The following is an 18,349-nucleotide window of genomic DNA, read 5'->3' as shown; positions in this document are numbered from 1 at the left end:
ATGAAACCTTTTAGTATTATATTAAAAATTCTTTGAAATGGGGTGACATCCATGTTGAAAAAATATTGTTTTTTTTAGTTATGAGACAAACTGCTAAATTTTCTCTTAATGCTAATTTTTTTGCTTTTTTAAAACCTAAAACAAGTAAAGCACTATCCCAACCATCGGCTTCTAAAGCAGTTGGTGAAATTACGCTAACTGATACTAAGTTATGTGTTATAGGAATTCCTGTTTTAGGATCAATCAAGTGTGATATTTTTTTATTTTTTAAAAAATAATAATTTCGATAAGTACCAGCTGTGCTAATTGATTCATTTTTTAAGTGGACTAATAAGTGAATTGATTTTATTTTATCAGTAGGTTTTTGAATTGCAATAATTTTAGGATTTTCTTTATTTTTTATTTTAACTAACACTGTACCTCCTACTGAAACAGTATAGTTTTCTATTCCTTCTTTTTTAAGAACTGAAGCAAGATGATCTGTTGCAAATCCTTCACCTAACGTAGAAAGATTAATTTTAATACCATCTAAATCTTTTTTAATATAATTGCCAGTAGAATTTCTAATTAAAGTTAAGTGTTTAATTCCGGTAAGAGAAATATTTTTTTTTATTTCATTAATAGATGGATAATTATATGGTTTTTTTTTATTTCCAAATCCCCATATATTAATTAAATTTCCAATTGTAATATCTAGTTTTCCATAAGTTTTTTTATTAATTTTAAACGCTATTGAAATAATTTTAAAGAATTCTTCGTTAATAGATAATAGTTTATTTTTTTTTAGTTTATTAAATTTAGATACTAAAGAGTTTTTTTTCCAAGAAGATAATAGCTCTTCATCTTTGTCTAAATTTTTTTGTATTAAATGTTTTATATATAACTTGTTTTGTACATATGGAATATTAACTTGCCAGTATGTACTCATAGTTTTTCCTTTTAATTGTGTAAATTTTTCTTCTTCATTTTTATGTAATATATTAAAAATTATTAAAAATAACAAAAAAACACTAAACATAATATTTAAAATCATCGATATAAGATTGTCTATAAAAATAAAAAATTTATTATAAATTATTTTTATATTTTAGTTTAATAAATTTATTTTTTTATTTTCTATTAACCATCGATGGAGTTAATTAAAGATGGAGTGTATACTAAAATTTATTGTAATTTAATAGTAATTTTTTAAATAGTTTTATTTATAAGATCAGATTGTACTTTACGAGAAATAAACGATGAAAAGAATAAATATAGTATTAAGCGGGATAACGCTTGTTTTAACGCTATTACTAAGTCTTGGAATGTCTTGGGGAAGTAAAACCTTTACTTCTTCTCAAAACATTCCTTCTGTACAACTAGCTCCTAGTTTAGCTCCTATGTTAGAAAAAGTTATGCCTTCAGTTATCAGTATTAACATTGAAGGAAGTACTGTAGTTCATACTTCTCGCTTACCTCATCAGTTTCAACCATTTTTTGGTCATAATTCTCCTTTTTGTCAGGGTAACTCACCATTTCGAAATTCTCCTTTTTGTCGTTCTAATCCCAATTCTAGTAATATGCACGAAAAATTTCATGCATTAGGTTCTGGTGTAATTATTAACGCTGATAAAGCATATGCTGTAACAAATAATCATGTTGTAGAAAACGCAAATAAAATTCAAGTGCAACTAAGTGATGGACGTCGTTATGAAGCTTGCATAATTGGAAAAGATGCCCGTTCTGATATTGCTTTAATACAATTAAAAGATGCAAAAAACTTAAGTGCGATAAAAATTGCTGATTCTGATACTCTGCGGGTAGGTGACTATACTGTTGCTATCGGTAATCCGTATGGTCTTGGTGAAACTGTAACTTCTGGTATTATTTCTGCTTTAGGAAGAAGTGGATTAAATATTGAGCATTATGAAAATTTTATTCAAACTGATGCAGCTATCAACAGAGGTAATTCTGGTGGGGCATTAGTTAATTTAAATGGTGAATTAATAGGTATTAACACTGCTATATTAGCACCAGATGGGGGTAACATTGGAATTGGATTTGCTATTCCTGGAAACATGGTTAAAAACCTTACAGAACAAATGGTTAAATTTGGACAAGTAAAACGTGGAGAACTAGGAATTATAGGTATGGAGCTAAATTCAGATCTAGCTAATGTAATGAAAATAAATGCTCAAAAAGGTGCATTTGTCAGTCAAGTTTTACCAGATTCTTCTGCTTTTCATGCAGGTATTAAAGCAGGTGATATTATCGTTTCTTTAAATAAAAAATTAATTTCTAGTTTTGCAGCATTACGTGCTGAAGTGGGGTCTTTACCAGTATCTACTAAAATGGAATTAGGAATATTTCGAGATGGAATAACTAAAAATGTAATTGTTGAATTGAAGCCATCTTTAAAAAACAGTGTTAATTTAGGAGATATTTATACAGGTGTAGAAGGTGCTGATTTAAGTGATTACTCGTTAAATGGACAAAAAGGTGTAAAAATAGAGAATGTAAAATCAAACACTCAAGCTTCAAAAATTGGTTTTAAGAAAGATGATATTATTGTAGAAGTAAATCAAAAATTAATAAATAATTTAAATGATTTGAAAAATATTTTAGATTTAAAGCCAAATATACTAGTTTTTAGTGTGAAAAGAGGAAGTAATAGTATTTACTTAGTGAGTGAATAACTATTTTATTGTTCCGCCCGATATACTACCGGGCGGTTTTCATTTGTTTATTTTTTATCGCGTAAAAGTTGATTGATTTCTACTTTATTAAGTGTTTTGGAATCTACTTTTTTAACAATTATAGCAGAATATAGATTATATTTTCCATTCTTTGCTGGTAAACTTCCAGAAACTACTACAGAATGAGCTGGGACTCTTCCATATACAATTTCTCCTGTTTCTCTATTATAAATTTTAGTACTTTGTCCTATAAAGACTCCCATAGAGATCACTGAACCTTCCTCTACAATTACTCCTTCTACTATTTCAGAACGTGCTCCAATAAAACAGTTATCCTCGATAATTGTAGGATTGTTTTGAAGAGGTTCTAGAACTCCTCCTATGCCTACACCTCCTGATAGATGTACGTTTTTTCCAATTTGAGCACAAGAACCTACGGTAGCCCAAGTATCTATCATAGTACCTTGATCTACATACGCACCAATATTTATGTATGATGGCATTACAACTGTATTAGAATTAATAAAAGAACCATATCGAATTGTAGCTGGTGGAACTACACGAATTTTTTCTTTTTTAAATTTTTCTTCATTGTAATTTTCATATTTAAGAGGAATTTTATCGTAGTATTTACTAAAACTACCTTGAAATATATTATTTTTATTTAAATACATATATAATAAAATCGCTTTTTTTAACCATTGATGTGTAATCCAAACATTTTCTTTTTTTTCTGCAATTCTAATTTTTCCACTATTTAACAATTTAATAATATGATGAATTGTTTGGTTCGTTTCAACATCGATATTTTTGCTATTAATTTCATTTTTTTTTGCATAAGCATTTTCAATTATTTCTTTATATTTTCTCATTTTTTAAATGGACCTAATGGAATTTGTTATTAAATTTTTTTACTGGATTTAATCATTTGTTAATAAACTTAGATGGTATTGTTTCATTTTTTTGCCATGTTAAAATATCGCATCCGTCTTTTGTTATTAGTACAGTATGTTCGTATTGAGCAGATAGAGAATGATCTTTTGTTTTAACAGTCCAACCATCTTTCATACATCGTACTTCATGACTTCCTGCATTAATCATAGGCTCGATAGTAAAAATCATTCCTTTTTCTAAAAAAATATCACTTTTGTTTTTATAATGAAGTACATATGGTTCTTCATGGAATGAACGTCCAATACCATGACCACAATATTCTTTTACAACTGAAAAATTATTATTTTCAACGTAATTTTGAATAACTTCACCAATTTTGTATAGAGGTATACCGGGTTTTAATATATTTAAAGATTTATATAGACTTTCTTGAGCTATTTTGCATAAACGTTGAGATAAAATACTTGTTTTTCCTACAAGGAACATTTTTGAGGTATCTGCATGATAGTCTTTTTTTATAATTGTAACATCGATATTAACTATGTCTCCTGATTTTAAAATTTGATTTTTATTTGGAATTCCATGGCATACTACGTCATTAACAGAGACGCAAATAGATTTTGGAAAACCATGATAGCCTAAACATGCTGAAACAGCTTTTTTTTTAATAATAAAATCATGACAAATATTATTAATTTCTTCTGTACTTATATTAGGTTTAATATAGTGTTCAATCATTTCTAATACTTCTGCAGCTATTTTTCCAGATACTTTCATTTTTTTAATTTCTGATTCTGTTTTTATTATGCAACTCATAATATTTAGTCAATTTTTATATTTAAGAAAATTTAGAATATTTAAATTATACGTTGTAAATTTTACTTGAAAATAATTTTTTATTTTTTATTTAATTAAAATATTGAAATAAAACGTAAAAGACGTTAATAATTATTATTATTCTTAATATTGAATATGATATATTTATATTAAATTCGTTTTCATAGACGAAATAAAAAAATATAAGCTATTTTTCCCGTTTATAATGAATATATAGAATTTTTTTATCTAGAATGAATTATTTAAAGCATGTATTTTTTTTGATATCTTGATTAAATTTTTTTATTTTAAGGAACAATTATGGAAATAGTGTCAATGCGCGATATGTTGAAAGCAGGTGTTCATTTTGGTCATCAAACACGTTATTGGAATCCAAAGATGAAACCTTTCATTTTTGGTTCTCGCAATAAAGTACATATTATTAATTTGGAAAAAACTCTTCCAATGTTTAATTTTGCTTTATCTGAATTGAAAAAAATTTCTTTTAAAAAAGGGAAAATATTATTTGTAGGTACTAAAAGAGCTGCTAGTAAAAAAGTAAAAGAAACAGCTATAAATTGCAATCAATTTTATGTTAATCATCGTTGGTTAGGAGGCATGTTAACTAATTGGAAGACTGTTCGACAATCTATAAAACGTTTAAAAGATTTAGAAATAGAATCACAAGATGGTACTTTTTTAAAACTTACTAAAAAGGAAGCATTAATAAGAACAAGAGAATTATCTAAGTTAGAAAATAGTTTAGGTGGTATTAAAAATATGGGGGGGTTACCTGATTGTTTATTTGTAATTGATGCTGTTCATGAAAATATTGCAATCAAAGAAGCAAATAATTTAGGAATTCCTGTTTTTGCTATAGTAGATACTAATTCTAATCCTGATGGTGTAGATTATGTCATTCCTGGTAATGATGATGCTATTAGATCAGTAACGTTATATTTAAAAGCTGTATCAATGAGTATTTGTAAAAACCAAAATTGTAATTCATTTGGAGAAATGCTATTAGATTCAGAAAAAAATATAAGTATAGAACAATAATTACGTATTTTTAGTTTAAACCAGAAGAGGAAATAATAATGAGTAATATTACTGCTCTTTTAATTAAAGAGTTAAGATTACGTACCGGAGCAGGATTTATGGAGTGTAAGCGTGCTCTAATAGAAGAAAAGGGAGATATTGAATTATCTATTGATAATTTAAGAAAATCAGGACAAGCACAAGCTGAAAAAAAAATACATAATATTACAAATCAAGGACTAATTTTTGCAAAGATTCAAAATAAAATAGGTGCTATGCTTGAATTAAATTGCCAAACTGATTTTGTTGCAAAAGATGATTTATTTTGTGCATTAGGCAAAGAAATAATTTTAACAGCGTTATCAAAAAAGATAAGAAACATTGATGATATTAAAAATATTTTTGAAATAAAAAAAGCAGAACTCATTTCAAAAGTAGGTGAAAATATTAAAATTAATCGATTTAGTTTGATTGAAGGCGATAACATATTTTCTTATTTACATAGTGGTCGAATTGGCGTATTAGTTAGTGCTAGTAATTTAAACAAAGAAACACTAAAAAACATTGCTATGCATATTGCTGCAAGCAAACCTGAATATTTATCTCCAAATGAAATATCCGATTCTGTTTTTCAACGTGAATATAAAATTCAATTAGAATTAGCAAAAAAAGAAAATAAATCGTCTGAAATCTTAAAAAAAATAGTTCAAGGTCGAATGAATAAATTTATTAACACTATTTCATTAACTGGTCAAAATTTTATTATGGATACTACAAAAACAGTAGGTTCATTACTAAATGAATATAATGCTCGCATTATATCTTTCATTAGGTTTGAGATAGGAGAAAAGAGTTTAATTAATTAAAAAAAACTATTTTAAAAATAAAATTTAATACTGATTAATTTATACAAAAATAAATAATATTTTTAATTAAATCTATTTAGGTTAAAAAATATGTCTACCAATACAAAATTTATATACCGCCGTATTTTGCTTAAAATAAGCGGTGAAGTTTTGCAGGGAGTGAATAAATTTGGTATTGATATAAATTCTTTAAAAAGAATAGTAAAAGAAATTAAATTAGTATTAAAATGCGGTATTCAAGTAGGTTTAGTTATTGGGAGTGGAAATTTGTTTCGCGGTGCAACTTTATCTCAGTTAGGTATAAACAGAATAGTATCGGATCATATAGGTATCTTATCAACAATTATTAATAGTTTAGCTATGAGAGATATTATGAATTCTTATTCGATTCCTAACTATGTTATGTCATCTATACCAATTCATGGTATATGCGAAACATACAATTATGAAAGAGCAATAGATTTATTATCTAATAATTTTGTTGTGATTTTTTCTGCAGGTACAGGTAATCCTTTATTTACAACTGATTCTGCTGCGTGTTTACGTGGTATTGAAACAAAATCAGATATTATTTTAAAGGGTACAAAAGTTGATGGAGTTTATTCAAAAGATCCAAAAAAATATTCTCAAGCTATTTTTTATAAAAAACTAACATATAAAGATGTTCTTCAAAAAGAATTAAAAGTAATGGATTTATCAGCTTTTTCTTTAGCTAGAGATCACAATTTACCAATTCGAGTATTTAACATTAATAAGCCTAGATCTTTGTATCGTATTATTAAAGGATATGATGAAGGTACTCTTATTAAGTAAGTTTTTAGTAAAAAACATTATAAATTAAAGAATATATTTTATAGGAACTCATGTGATTAATGACATTCATATTAAAAGTAATGAAAAGATGAAAGTATGCATTAGTAATTTTCAAATGCAAATAAATAACATTCGAACTGGACGAGCATCTCCAGAATTATTAAACAGTATTTATGTTGAATATTTTGGTTCTAAAGTTCCTCTGAGGCAAATATCTAATGTCGTAGTTGAAGATTATCATACTCTTAAAATTAACATTTTTGATGATTCTAGTACATCTTTGATTAAAAAAGCGATTTTAAATTCAAATCTTGACTTAAATCCAGTTGTATATGGCAAAGATATTATTGTACCCATACCTGGGTTGACAGAAGAAAGAAGAAAACATTTAATTAAAGTAATTCGCAATAATGCAGAAAATACACGAATTTATATAAGAAATATTCGTCGAGATGCAAATGATAAGATAAAAAAATATTTAAAAAGTAAGGTTATTAGTGAAGATAATGAGCATACTGCGCAAAATAAAATTCAAATAATGACGGATGATTATATCAAAAAAATAGACGCAATTTTATTGGAAAAAGAAAAAGAACTTATGAAGTTTTAAAATTTATATAATATTTTGAAAAGTTTTTTTTATATTTTAAAATATATGTTTGTATAGTAATTTTTAATAATTGAATACTATTGATATTAAAAATTTTTATGAAAAAATAACTATTTTAGGATCTACTGGTTCTATTGGTATCAGTGCTTTATCTATCGTTAAAAGAAATCCTTCTTTATTTAAAGTAATTGTTTTAGTAGCTGACAAAAATGTTTCTGTTATGTTACAACAATGTGATTTTTTTTCTCCTGATTGGGTTGTAATGAAGAATAAAAAATCAGCTGATATTTTAAGAGAAAAACTAAAAGATAAAAAAATAAAAACACAAGTTTTATCTGGTAATAAAGCTATTTGTGAATTAGCTTCTTTAAAAGAAGCCGACTTAGTTATATCTGCCATTGTAGGAATGGCAGGTTTATTACCTACTTTATCTGCAATAAACGCTGGAAAAACAATTTTATTAGCTAATAAAGAATCTTTGATTACATCAGGTATTATTTTTATGAAAGCTTTATCTTTTAATAAAGCTAAAATTTTTCCTATTGATAGTGAACATAATGCAATTTTTCAAGTCTTGCCTAAGTTTATTCAGGAAAACTTAGGTAAAATAAATTTAAAAAAAAATGGTATTAAATCTATTATTTTAACTGCTTCTGGGGGGCCATTTTATAATTTTAAAAAAGAAAATTTATCTTTTGTTACTGCATCAGAAGCATGCTCTCATCCAAATTGGTCAATGGGAAGAAAAATATCAATCGATTCAGCAACTATGATCAATAAAGGTTTTGAATATGCTGAAGCGAGATGGCTATTTAATGCTTCATCTTCAGAAATTGATATTTTGATTCATCCTCAATCTATTATTCATTCTATGGTTGAATATATTGATGGGGCAGTGTTAGCACAACTTTCTGTTCCTGATATGAAAGTTGCAATTTCATACGCAATGTCTTGGCCTGATCGTATATGTTCTGGAGCTAATTTTTTAAATTTCAATAAATTAAATAATTTAACTTTTCTTAAACCAGATTTTATTCAATTTCCATGCTTAAAATTAGCTATTGATGCTTTTGATGAAGGGCAAGCGGCAATGACAGTTTTAAATGCTGTTAATGAAGTTACTGTATCAGCTTTTCTAGATTCAAAAATTAGTTTTAATCAAATCTCTGAAATTAATACTGATATTTTAATGTCTTCTTCTTTTTCAGAACCTATTTCTATTGAAGAAGTTTTAGAAATTGATAAAAAAACAAGAATAAAATCTGAAAAAAAAATATCGTCTTTAATATTTTAATATTATTTCATATAAAATTTTTTCTTAAGAGAAATTTATAAAAATTATGTTATATAAATCTTCGTTAAAAAATAAGCAAAAAATTAAAGAAGACAATCTTCGTCATATAGCAATTATTATGGATGGAAATGGACGATGGGCTGAAAAAAGAGGTAAAATAAGGACTTTAGGTCATAAAGAAGGTTTTAAAACAGCAAGAAAAATAATAAAGTTTGCTGTTGAAAATAATATAGAAATATTAACTTTATATGTTTTTAGCAGAGAAAATTGGCGACGTCCGAAATTAGAAATTAAAGCATTAATGAAATTATTTTTTTTTGCATTAAAAAATGAAATAAAAAATTTAAATAAATATAATATTCGTTTAAAAGTAATTGGAGATATAACTTTTTTTAGTGAAAAGTTGCAAAATTATATTAGTAAAGTAGAAAAAAAAACTTTAAATAATACTGGTTTAATTTTAAATATTGCTGCAAATTATAGTGGTAGATGGGATATTACACAAGGTGTAAAAAAAATTGTTAAAGCTGTTCAAAAAGAATTATTAGATATCAATCAAATTGAAGAACAAAATTTTTCTCAATATTTGTCTACAAGTGAATTATTACCAGTAGACTTAGTTATTAGAACTGGCGGGGAGAAAAGAATTAGTAATTTTTTTTTATGGCAAATAGCATACTCTGAACTATATTTTACTGATATTTTATGGCCTGATTTCAATCCTCTTGATTTTCAGCATGCAATTGATTATTTTATTACTCGTGAACGTCGTTTTGGAGGAATTTAAAATAATTAAAAAATAATTTTTAAAAATATTATTAATATATAGAAAACTTTTTTATTAAAAATAAAATTTTTTTTATTAAAAGTAGTTTTTATTCAAATCTTCTTTTTTATTTCGTAATATCTTTTTTTATAAGTAAAAATTAATTTTTATAAAAATAAGAGATATATTGTAGGAAAAATTGTAATAATAATGTTAATTAAAAGTTTTTTCATGATTTTTTTAATGTTTTTTAGTATTAACGTTTTTTCAAAAAATGTATGGACTATAGAAAACATTCAATTTAAGGGATTAAAATATTTTTCAAAAGATGAGGTGTTAAAAAATATTTTTTTTGATATTGGAAGTCACGTATCTGACAATGATATTAAAAATAGTATCAAAGCTTTATTTAAAACTGGAAAATTTGAAGATATTAAAATAGTTTATTCAGGTAAAACTATTATTTTTGAAATGAAAGAACGACCTATTATTTCAAATATTACTTTTTTAGGTAATAAAATAATTAAAGATTCTATTCTTAAGCAGTATCTTAATAAATTAGGAATTAAAAAAGGTAATTTTTTGAATCCTTTTTTAAATACAATTTTTATAAAAAATTTAAAAGAATTTTATGACAACATTGGAAGATATCATTCTGATATTAAGATATTTAAAAAAACTTCTTCACATAATAAAGTAGATTTAAAAATACTTATTTATGAAAGTAATTTAACAGAAATAAATCATATTACAATTATTGGAAATAATCATTTTTCTCGAGAAAAAATAATTTCGTTATTTAAATTAAAAGATCGCAAGTCTTGGTGGAATTTTTTAGAAAAACGATTTTACTATTCTCAACAATTAGAAGAAGATTTAAAAAGTTTAAGTGATTTTTATTTCAATAAAGGATACTACTATTTTAATATAAATAAAAAAATAGTACATTTTTTAAAAGATCAAAACAAAGTAAATATTACAATTTATATATCTGAAGGAAAACAGTATAAAATTTCTAGTTTTTTTGTTAATGGTAATTTATTACAGTATTATCAATCCATTAAAGATCTTATTAATTTTGATAAGAATGAAGTTTATAATAAAGAAAAAATTACCTTGATAGTTAAAAAAATAGAAAGATTTTTATCTGAAAAAGGATATATCGAACCTAAAATTATTATTTATCCAGAAATTAATTTTAAAGAAAAAAAAATAATTTTAAATTTTAATATAGATATTCAAAAACGCTATTTTGTAAATAAAATAAATTTTAGAGGAAATGAATTAACTCAAGATATAGTTTTACGACGTGAAATAAAACAAGCAGAAGGTGAATGGTTTAATTTAAAATTAATAGAGTTGGGTCAGAAGTCTTTAGAAAAAATAAAATTTTTACGTGATATCACTGTAAAAAAAGAAATCTTATCTAATAAAAAAAATGGAGTTGATATTACCTATACACTTAAAGAGCAGCCTACTGGCACCTTAAACTTTGGTTTAGGATATGGCAGAGATAGTGGATTAAGTTTTAATGCATCTGTTTCTCAGGATAATTTATTTGGTTCTGGAAACTCACTAAAAGCTAGTGTCGTTAAAAACAATAGTCAAAAATATGCTGATATATCAATTATATATCCATATTTTACTGACGATGGTACAAATCTAAACACTAGATTGTTTTATAATGATTTTAAATATAATATAAATAGTTTTTCTAATATTATAAAAAGTACTGCTGGATTTGAAAGTGATTTAAGTTTTTTAATTAATACATTCAATAGAATGAATATTGGTTTTGGATATACCCATAACGGTTTAATAAACAAAGAAGAAAAGTCTTTTTTAGAAGTGCAAAATACATCTAACGACAAATTTTTAAAAAATAGTTTAGTAGATGATTTTACTTTAAATTATTCTTTAATGCATGATACTCTAAAATATTTTTATTTTCCTGTTTCAGGAAATCAAACTTATGTCAGTGGGAAAAATACAATTCCTGGTTCAGATAATAATTTCTATAAGTTTTTATTTGATAGTGAACAGTATATTCCTTTTGATAAAGAAAAAAAATTTATATTTTTAACTCATATTCGCGCTGGTATTGGAAATAGTTTAAACGAAGAAAAATTACCTTTTTATGAAAATTTTCATGCTATTAATTCAAATAATATTCGTGGATTTCGGGCAAATACTATTGGTCCTAAAAAAATTTATATGAATTCTAATTTAGACGAATGTTTAGAACATAATAAAAAAAGTATTTTTTGTGAATCTATAGATTCTATTGGTGGAAACGCTATAATTATTTCTAATTTAGAATTAATTACACCAATTCCATTGATTAAAAATGAGTATAGTAAATTCCTTAGGTCTTCGTTTTTTTTAGATGCTGGGAATATTTGGGACACTAAGTGGGAAAAAAAACAAAATGTTAATTTTTCACAATTTCCAGATTACAGTAGTTTAAATAATATTTATGCATCTATTGGTATATCTTTACAATGGTTTTCTCCTATTGGTCCATTAGTTTTTTCTTATGCATATCCTATTCATAAAAATGAAAATAATCAATTAGAAGCATTTCAATTTAACTTTGGAAAAAATTGGTAATTTGAATGAATTTTAATTTTCAATATTAGTTTTATGTAAAATAAAAATATTGTTTTTCAATTAGGAAAAAATTTTGAATTCTAATAAATATATTTTAAATTTTAAAGAAATTTTAAAAATTTTACCGCATCGCTATCCTTTTTTACTTATTGATCGAATTTTAGATTTTAAAGAATTTCAATATTTAAAAGCACTTAAAAACTGCACTATAAGTGAACCTTTTTTTCGAGGTCATTTTATAGAAGAACCTATTTTTCCTGGTGTTTTAATTATTGAAGCTATGGCTCAAGCAGCTGCTATTTTAATTTTTAAAAGTATAGGTGAATTAAATATTAATAAATTATATTATTTTGTAGGTGTTGAGAACACGCGATTTAAAAAAATTGTAGTTCCTGGTGATCAAATATTTATTGAAGTAATTTTCTTAGAGTTTAAAAAAAATTTTATAAAATTTAAAAATTTTGCCATAGTAAATAAAAAAAATGTTTGTAAATCTACAATAATTTTTTATAAAAAAAATATATTTAGTTAAATATATTTTTTATTTAAATTTTAGGAAAATAAATGAATTTAGAAAAATTTGTACATCTTCACGTACATAGTGATTATTCAATTATTGATGGATTATCAAAACCAGAAGATTTAGTGAAAAAAGCAGTTAATTTAGGAATGAGTTCGATTTCTATAACAGATTTTAATAATTTATACGGTGTAATAAAATTTTATAATGCAGCTCATAAATCAGCTTTAAAACCTATCATTGGAGCTACAGTCAAATTTTTTTCTGAATTCATAAAAAACGAATTAACAGAATTAACTATATTAGCTTCAACTCAACAAGGATATAAAAACTTAATTTTATTAATTTCTCGCGCTTATAAAAAAGGATATTTTTGTGAAAAATATGTAACAATAGAGAAAAAGTGGTTATCAGAATTAAATAATGGATTAATATTACTTTCTGGAGGTTGCAAAGGTGAAATTGGAAAAATTTTATTGCGAGGTCAAACTTCATTAATATCTAACTGTTTGTGTTTTTATGAAAAATATTTTTCTGGATTTTACTATTTAGAGTTAATTCGAACTGACAGAGAAAATGAAGAAAAATACTTAAATCTAGCAGTAGATTTATCTTATTTGAAAAATATTCCAGTTGTTGCTACTAATGATGTATGTTTTTTAAATAAAGAAGATTTTGAAATTCATAAAATTCGAATTGCAATTAATGAAGGTGCAAGATTAAAAGAATCTAAGATTCAAAATAATTATAGTAAACATCAATTTTTAAAAACTGAAAAAGAAATGTGTGCTCTTTTTTCCGATATTCCAGAAGCCATCATTAATAGTGTAGAAATTTCAAAACGTTGTAATGTTTTTATAAAATCTGGTAAATATTTTCTACCTCAGTTTTCTATAGGTAAAATAAGTATTGAGAATTATTTAATTGAAAAATCTAAAAAAGGATTAAAAAAACGTTTAAAAGAAAATTTTACGAAAATAGATAAAGATATTTATTTTAAATATAAAAATCGTTTAGATATTGAATTAAGTATAATTAACAAAATGGGATTTCCTAGTTATTTTCTAATTGTTATGGAATTTATACAATGGGCGAAAGATAATAATATACCAGTAGGTCCTGGAAGAGGTTCAGGAGCTGGTTCATTAGTAGCATATGCATTAAATATAACTGAGGTAGATCCATTGTTTTTTGATTTATTATTTGAACGATTTTTAAATCCAGAACGCATTTCATTACCTGATTTTGATATTGATTTTTGTATGGAAAAGCGGGATCGAGTAATCGAACATGTCGCAGATATGTACGGTAGAGAATCAGTAGCTCAAATTATTACTTTCGGTACAATGACCGCAAAAGCAGTTATTAGAGATGTTGGAAGAGTTTTAGGATATCCTTATGGATTTATTAATAATTTATCTAAATTAGTTCCTTTAGATCCAGGAATTACATTAAAAAACGCTTTTTCTAAAGATTCAGAATTATATAATCTTTATAAAAGTGATGAAGATGTTAAACATTTAGTTGATATATCAAAAAAATTAGAAGGAATAAATCGTAATGTTGGAAAACATGCAGGAGGTGTAGTAATTTCTCCTACCAAGATTACTGATTTCTGTCCTTTGTATTGCGATGAAAAAGGAAATAATCCTGTAACTCAATTTGATAAGAATGATATAGAGTATGTTGGATTATTAAAATTTGATTTTCTTGGTTTGCGTACATTAACAATTATTAATTGTGCGGTAAACATGATTAATAGAAATTTATTATTAAATAACAAAAAAAAAATTAATATCAATTCTATTCCTCTTAATGATGGTAAATGTTTTATTTTATTAAAAAAATGTGAAACTACCGCTATTTTTCAACTAGAATCCTATGGAATGAAAGACTTAATCCAACGATTGAAACCAGATTGTTTTGAAGACATTATTGCATTAATCGCGCTTTTTAGACCTGGACCTTTACAATCTGGAATGGTAGATAATTTTATTAATCGTAAACATGGAAATGAAGAAATTGCATATCCTGATCATAAATGGCAGCATTCATTATTAAAACCAGTATTAGAATCAACATATGGTATTATTTTATATCAAGAACAAGTAATGCAAATTGCTCAAGTTTTAGCAGGTTATACGTTAGGAAAAGCTGATATTTTAAGACGAGCTATGAGCAAAAAAAATTTGAAAGATATGTCTGAACAACGAGTTGTGTTTATAGAGGGTGCTCAAAAAAATGGAATTGACAAAAAATTATCTGTAAAAATTTTTGATTTATTAGAAAAATTTGCTGGGTATGGATTTAATAAATCTCATTCTGTAGCTTACGCATTAGTATCTTATCAAACTTTATGGTTAAAAGCACATTATCCTTCTGAATTTATGGCTTCTACTATGACATCTGATATAGATAATACAGATAAAATTGTAATTTTAGTCAATGAATGCCTTCAAATGGGAATAAAAATAATACCTCCAAATATCAATTTGAGTAAATATGAATTTTATGTTAACGATAAAAAAAATATCGTGTACGGTCTTGGAGCAATTAAAGGTATAGGTGAAAATTCAATACGTAATCTTGTTAGAGAAAGAGAAAAAAATGGATTTTTTTTCGATTTATTTGATCTTTGTACTCGTACTGATCCTAATAAAATAACTCGTAAAATTTTAGAAAAATTAATTATGTCTGGTAGCTTTGATTGTTTGAACACAAATAGAAGTTATTTACTTTCTTTAATTGAAGATACTATCAAGGCATCAAAAGAGCATTTTAAAATAAAAAAATTTAAACAACAAAGTTTATTTGGTTCGTTTAAAGAAGAATTAAATACTATAAAAAATAATAATTTATTAAATTCTTCTTCTTATGAAGAAAATAAATTAGAAAATGAACATAAAGTTTTAGGTTTATATCTTACAGGGCATCCTATTGATCGATATTTAGAAGAGTTAAAATACTACATTAATAATGTAACATTTTCAAAATTAAAATTTTCTAATAAGACTAACAAAAAAATAATAGTGGCAGGAATAGTTATTTCTATTAAAGTAAAAGTTACAAAAAATAAAAATCGTATAGCTATTTTAGTATTAGATGATAACACTGGTTTTTTAGAAGTAGTAGTTTTTGAAAGTTTATTAAATTCATTTGAACATTTGATTAAATTAAATAAAATTTTAATTGTTTCAGGTGTTTTAAACACTCATTTTATTAATAAAAATTTAAAAATGACAGCATATAATATTATGAATTTAAATTTAGCAAGAGAAAAATATCTTAATAAATTAACAATTATATTAAAAGAAAAACAAAGAGATAAAAATCTTTTAAAAAATATTTATCAATTTTTTAAAAAACAACCTATAGGTAAAACTCCTATTTATATTTTTTTTGAAAAAGACCACATTAATCCTAAATGTGAATTAGTAAAAAAATGGTTAATTACAATCAGTAACGAATTTTTAATTGATTTAGATAACTTCACCAATAAATATAAAATATACATACAGTATTTTTAAAAAAAATTAAAAAATATAAAAAAAATTATTAAAAATTTTATTTAATATATCTTATTTTTTTAAATTAAATTTAATTTTTTTTTTAAAAAACACGTAATTTCTTTTACCTTAATTAAAATACTTTTCTTATTTTTTCTTTCTCTATATTCAATCTTATTTTCATTGATATGACGTGGGCTAATTATAATTTGATGTGGAATTCCAATTAAATCTATTTCATTGAACATAATACCTGGTCTTTCATTTCGATCGTCTAAAATCACATCTATTTTTTCTTTTTTAAAATTTTTATATAAATTTTCCGTCACTTCTTTGATTTTAGTGCATTTTTTTATATTTAAAGGTAAGATGACAACTTGAAAAGGAGCGATAGAATCAGGCCAAATAATTCCACTATCGTCATAATTTTGTTCGATTAGAGCAGCAATGATACGCGTTATTCCAATACCATAACATCCCATATGTATGTGTTTTTGATTATTATTTTTTTCTTGAACCAATACATTCATTTTTTTTGAGTATTCTTTTCCTAATTGAAAAATATGTCCAATTTCAATGCTTTTTTTAATCTCTAAAGATTTTGATCCATCTGGGCTTAGATCTTTTTTCGTTATATTTCTAATATCTTTAATAATTGGAATAGGTAAATCTACGTTCCAATTTACATTAATAAAAAATTTTTCATTAATATTAGATCCGATAGTAAAATCTTTCATATAATAAACAGATATATCTGCAAAGATAGGAATTTTTAAACCTAAAGGTCCTAAAAATTTTGATTTTACTCCCATTAATTCAATAGTTTCCTGTTCATTAACAAATGACAATGGTTTTTCAATTATATCAATTTCTTCTATTTTAAATAAGTTTAGTTTGTGTTCTTTACGGATTAAGAGAGCTGCTAAAGAAGAATGATTATTAATTTTAGTTCGGATTAATATAGTTTTTACAAGATTTTTAATAGGTTTTTTTAATTCATTGAAACTTTTTATAGATTTTTTGCTCTTTATTTGATTTGAAACTATCTTGTTTTTTTCTTTAAAAAAGTTAATTGTTTCCATCGATTTTGCTGTATTAATATTTGAAGCATATGATGTATTTTTTGAAAAAACAATTTCATCTTCACCATTTTCCGATAAAGCTTGAAATTCATGAGAAACATTTCCTCCCATAGATCCTGAATCTGCATTGACTGCACGAAATTGAATTTTTATTTTATTAAATATATTTATGTAGCTTTGATAAAAATCATTATAAGTTTTTTCTAAACAATATTTACTAATATGAAAAGAATAAGCGTCTTTCATAATGAACTCACGAGATCTAATAATCCCAAATCTAGGTCTTATTTCATCTCGAAATTTTGTTTGTATTTGATATATAGTTAATGGAAGATCTTTATATGAATGAATTTCATTTCGAATAAAATTAGTGATTACTTCTTCGTTCGTTGGTCCTAATATAAATTTTTGGTTTCGTCGATCATAAAACTGTAGTAGTTCTTCTCCATATATATTTAATCTTCCACTATCTTGCCAAAGTTTTTCGGGTTGTATAATTGGCATTAATAGTTCTAAAGCATGTATTTTTTTCATTTCATTTCTGATAATATCTTCTATTTTTTTTAATACCTTTATACCTGTTGGAAGCCAAATATATATACCTGAAGATAGTTTTCTAATCATTCCACTTTTTAACATAAGTTGATGACTAATAATTTTTGCATTATGTGGTGTTTCTTTTAACGTTGAAAATAAATATTTACTTGCACGCATATAAAAAGTCTCGATAAGAATAAAGATTATTTTTTTAAAATAAAAAATTTATTTTAAAATATTTGAAATGTTTATTTTAAATTATTATTAATAACTTTATTATATAATAAAATTGTATTTAAAATATTTTTTTTAATTAAAATTT

The 18,349-nt window shown here is 24.5% G+C and carries 14 protein-coding genes; 10 read left to right on the top strand and 4 right to left on the bottom strand.

The features are described 5' to 3' along the window. Positions 1-16: 16 nt before the first annotated feature. A complete protein-coding gene (locus tag D8S97_RS02615) occupies positions 17-928 on the bottom strand; it encodes an FAD:protein FMN transferase (RefSeq protein ID WP_186821876.1) in 912 nt (303 codons plus the stop codon). 310 nt (positions 929-1,238) lie between these two features. On the opposite strand from D8S97_RS02615, the gene degP reads away from it, so the two are divergent. Further along, positions 1,239-2,675: a serine endoprotease DegP gene (gene degP, locus D8S97_RS02610; protein WP_158361439.1), complete on the top strand. Its 1,437-nt coding sequence runs from the start codon at positions 1,239-1,241 to the stop codon at positions 2,673-2,675. Between the two features lie 47 nt (positions 2,676-2,722). On the opposite strand, the gene dapD is transcribed toward degP, so the two are convergent. Both dapD and map read right to left on the bottom strand, forming a co-directional pair. Beyond that, positions 2,723-3,547, bottom strand: a complete 825-nt coding sequence (dapD, locus tag D8S97_RS02605; protein WP_158361437.1) for a 2,3,4,5-tetrahydropyridine-2,6-dicarboxylate N-succinyltransferase — start codon at positions 3,545-3,547, stop codon at positions 2,723-2,725. Between the two features lie 52 nt (positions 3,548-3,599). Then, entirely contained in the window at positions 3,600-4,385 is a 786-nt protein-coding gene (map, locus tag D8S97_RS02600) for a type I methionyl aminopeptidase (RefSeq protein ID WP_158361435.1), read from the bottom strand. A gap of 321 nt (positions 4,386-4,706) precedes the next feature. Between map and rpsB the strand changes: the two genes are divergently transcribed. The 9 genes from rpsB (at position 4,707) to dnaE (ending at position 16,429) form a co-directional block, all read left to right on the top strand. After that, positions 4,707-5,444: a 30S ribosomal protein S2 gene (gene rpsB / locus D8S97_RS02595; RefSeq protein WP_158361433.1), complete on the top strand. Its 738-nt coding sequence runs from the start codon at positions 4,707-4,709 to the stop codon at positions 5,442-5,444. Positions 5,445-5,482: 38 nt separating this feature from the next. After that, complete coding sequence (gene tsf, locus D8S97_RS02590; protein WP_158361431.1) at positions 5,483-6,289, top strand: translation elongation factor Ts; 807 nt, start codon at positions 5,483-5,485, stop codon at positions 6,287-6,289. A 90-nt stretch (positions 6,290-6,379) separates the two neighbouring features. Continuing rightward, positions 6,380-7,102, top strand: a complete 723-nt coding sequence (gene pyrH, locus D8S97_RS02585; protein WP_158361429.1) for a UMP kinase — start codon at positions 6,380-6,382, stop codon at positions 7,100-7,102. Positions 7,103-7,154: 52 nt separating this feature from the next. Further along, positions 7,155-7,712: a ribosome recycling factor gene (gene frr / locus D8S97_RS02580; protein ID WP_158361427.1), complete on the top strand. Its 558-nt coding sequence runs from the start codon at positions 7,155-7,157 to the stop codon at positions 7,710-7,712. Between the two features lie 70 nt (positions 7,713-7,782). Then, positions 7,783-9,006, top strand: a complete 1,224-nt coding sequence (ispC, locus tag D8S97_RS02575) for a 1-deoxy-D-xylulose-5-phosphate reductoisomerase (protein WP_261789571.1) — start codon at positions 7,783-7,785, stop codon at positions 9,004-9,006. Positions 9,007-9,052: 46 nt separating this feature from the next. After that, positions 9,053-9,793 carry a polyprenyl diphosphate synthase gene (uppS, locus tag D8S97_RS02570; RefSeq protein WP_158361425.1) on the top strand — a complete coding sequence of 247 codons (741 nt, stop codon included), beginning with the start codon at positions 9,053-9,055 and terminating at the stop codon, positions 9,791-9,793. Positions 9,794-9,982: 189 nt separating this feature from the next. Beyond that, a complete protein-coding gene (gene bamA / locus D8S97_RS02565; protein WP_158361423.1) occupies positions 9,983-12,382 on the top strand; it encodes an outer membrane protein assembly factor BamA in 2,400 nt (799 codons plus the stop codon). Positions 12,383-12,455: 73 nt separating this feature from the next. After that, positions 12,456-12,914, top strand: coding sequence for a 3-hydroxyacyl-ACP dehydratase FabZ (gene fabZ, locus D8S97_RS02560; protein ID WP_158361421.1), 459 nt, complete (start codon positions 12,456-12,458; stop codon positions 12,912-12,914). Positions 12,915-12,946: 32 nt separating this feature from the next. After that, positions 12,947-16,429 carry a DNA polymerase III subunit alpha gene (gene dnaE, locus D8S97_RS02555; RefSeq protein ID WP_158361419.1) on the top strand — a complete coding sequence of 1,161 codons (3,483 nt, stop codon included), beginning with the start codon at positions 12,947-12,949 and terminating at the stop codon, positions 16,427-16,429. 59 nt (positions 16,430-16,488) lie between these two features. Here dnaE and D8S97_RS02550 read toward each other — a convergent pair whose 3' ends face one another. Continuing rightward, entirely contained in the window at positions 16,489-18,204 is a 1,716-nt protein-coding gene (locus D8S97_RS02550; RefSeq protein ID WP_158361417.1) for a proline--tRNA ligase, read from the bottom strand. Between the last annotated feature and the right edge of the window lie 145 nt (positions 18,205-18,349).

Origin of the sequence: Buchnera aphidicola (Rhopalosiphum maidis), assembly GCF_003671935.1 — a bacterium.
In the GTDB taxonomy this organism is placed as follows: domain Bacteria; phylum Pseudomonadota; class Gammaproteobacteria; order Enterobacterales; family Enterobacteriaceae; genus Buchnera; species Buchnera aphidicola_AL.
Note: the sequence above shows the minus strand (reverse complement) of the source record. Positions and strands in the feature narration are given on the sequence as shown.

Bases quoted from the DNA above. Each gene is read 5' to 3' on its own strand.
- D8S97_RS02615 (WP_186821876.1), bottom strand. From the start codon at position 928: ATGAGTACATACTGGCAAGTTAATATTCCATATGTACAAAACAAGTTA.
- degP (WP_158361439.1), top strand. From the start codon at position 1,239: ATGAAAAGAATAAATATAGTATTAAGCGGGATAACGCTTGTTTTAACG.
- dapD (WP_158361437.1), bottom strand. From the start codon at position 3,547: ATGAGAAAATATAAAGAAATAATTGAAAATGCTTATGCAAAAAAAAAT.
- map (WP_158361435.1), bottom strand. From the start codon at position 4,385: ATGAGTTGCATAATAAAAACAGAATCAGAAATTAAAAAAATGAAAGTA.
- rpsB (WP_158361433.1), top strand. From the start codon at position 4,707: ATGGAAATAGTGTCAATGCGCGATATGTTGAAAGCAGGTGTTCATTTT.
- tsf (WP_158361431.1), top strand. From the start codon at position 5,483: ATGAGTAATATTACTGCTCTTTTAATTAAAGAGTTAAGATTACGTACC.
- pyrH (WP_158361429.1), top strand. From the start codon at position 6,380: ATGTCTACCAATACAAAATTTATATACCGCCGTATTTTGCTTAAAATA.
- uppS (WP_158361425.1), top strand. From the start codon at position 9,053: ATGTTATATAAATCTTCGTTAAAAAATAAGCAAAAAATTAAAGAAGAC.
- bamA (WP_158361423.1), top strand. From the start codon at position 9,983: ATGTTAATTAAAAGTTTTTTCATGATTTTTTTAATGTTTTTTAGTATT.
- dnaE (WP_158361419.1), top strand. From the start codon at position 12,947: ATGAATTTAGAAAAATTTGTACATCTTCACGTACATAGTGATTATTCA.
- D8S97_RS02550 (WP_158361417.1), bottom strand. From the start codon at position 18,204: ATGCGTGCAAGTAAATATTTATTTTCAACGTTAAAAGAAACACCACAT.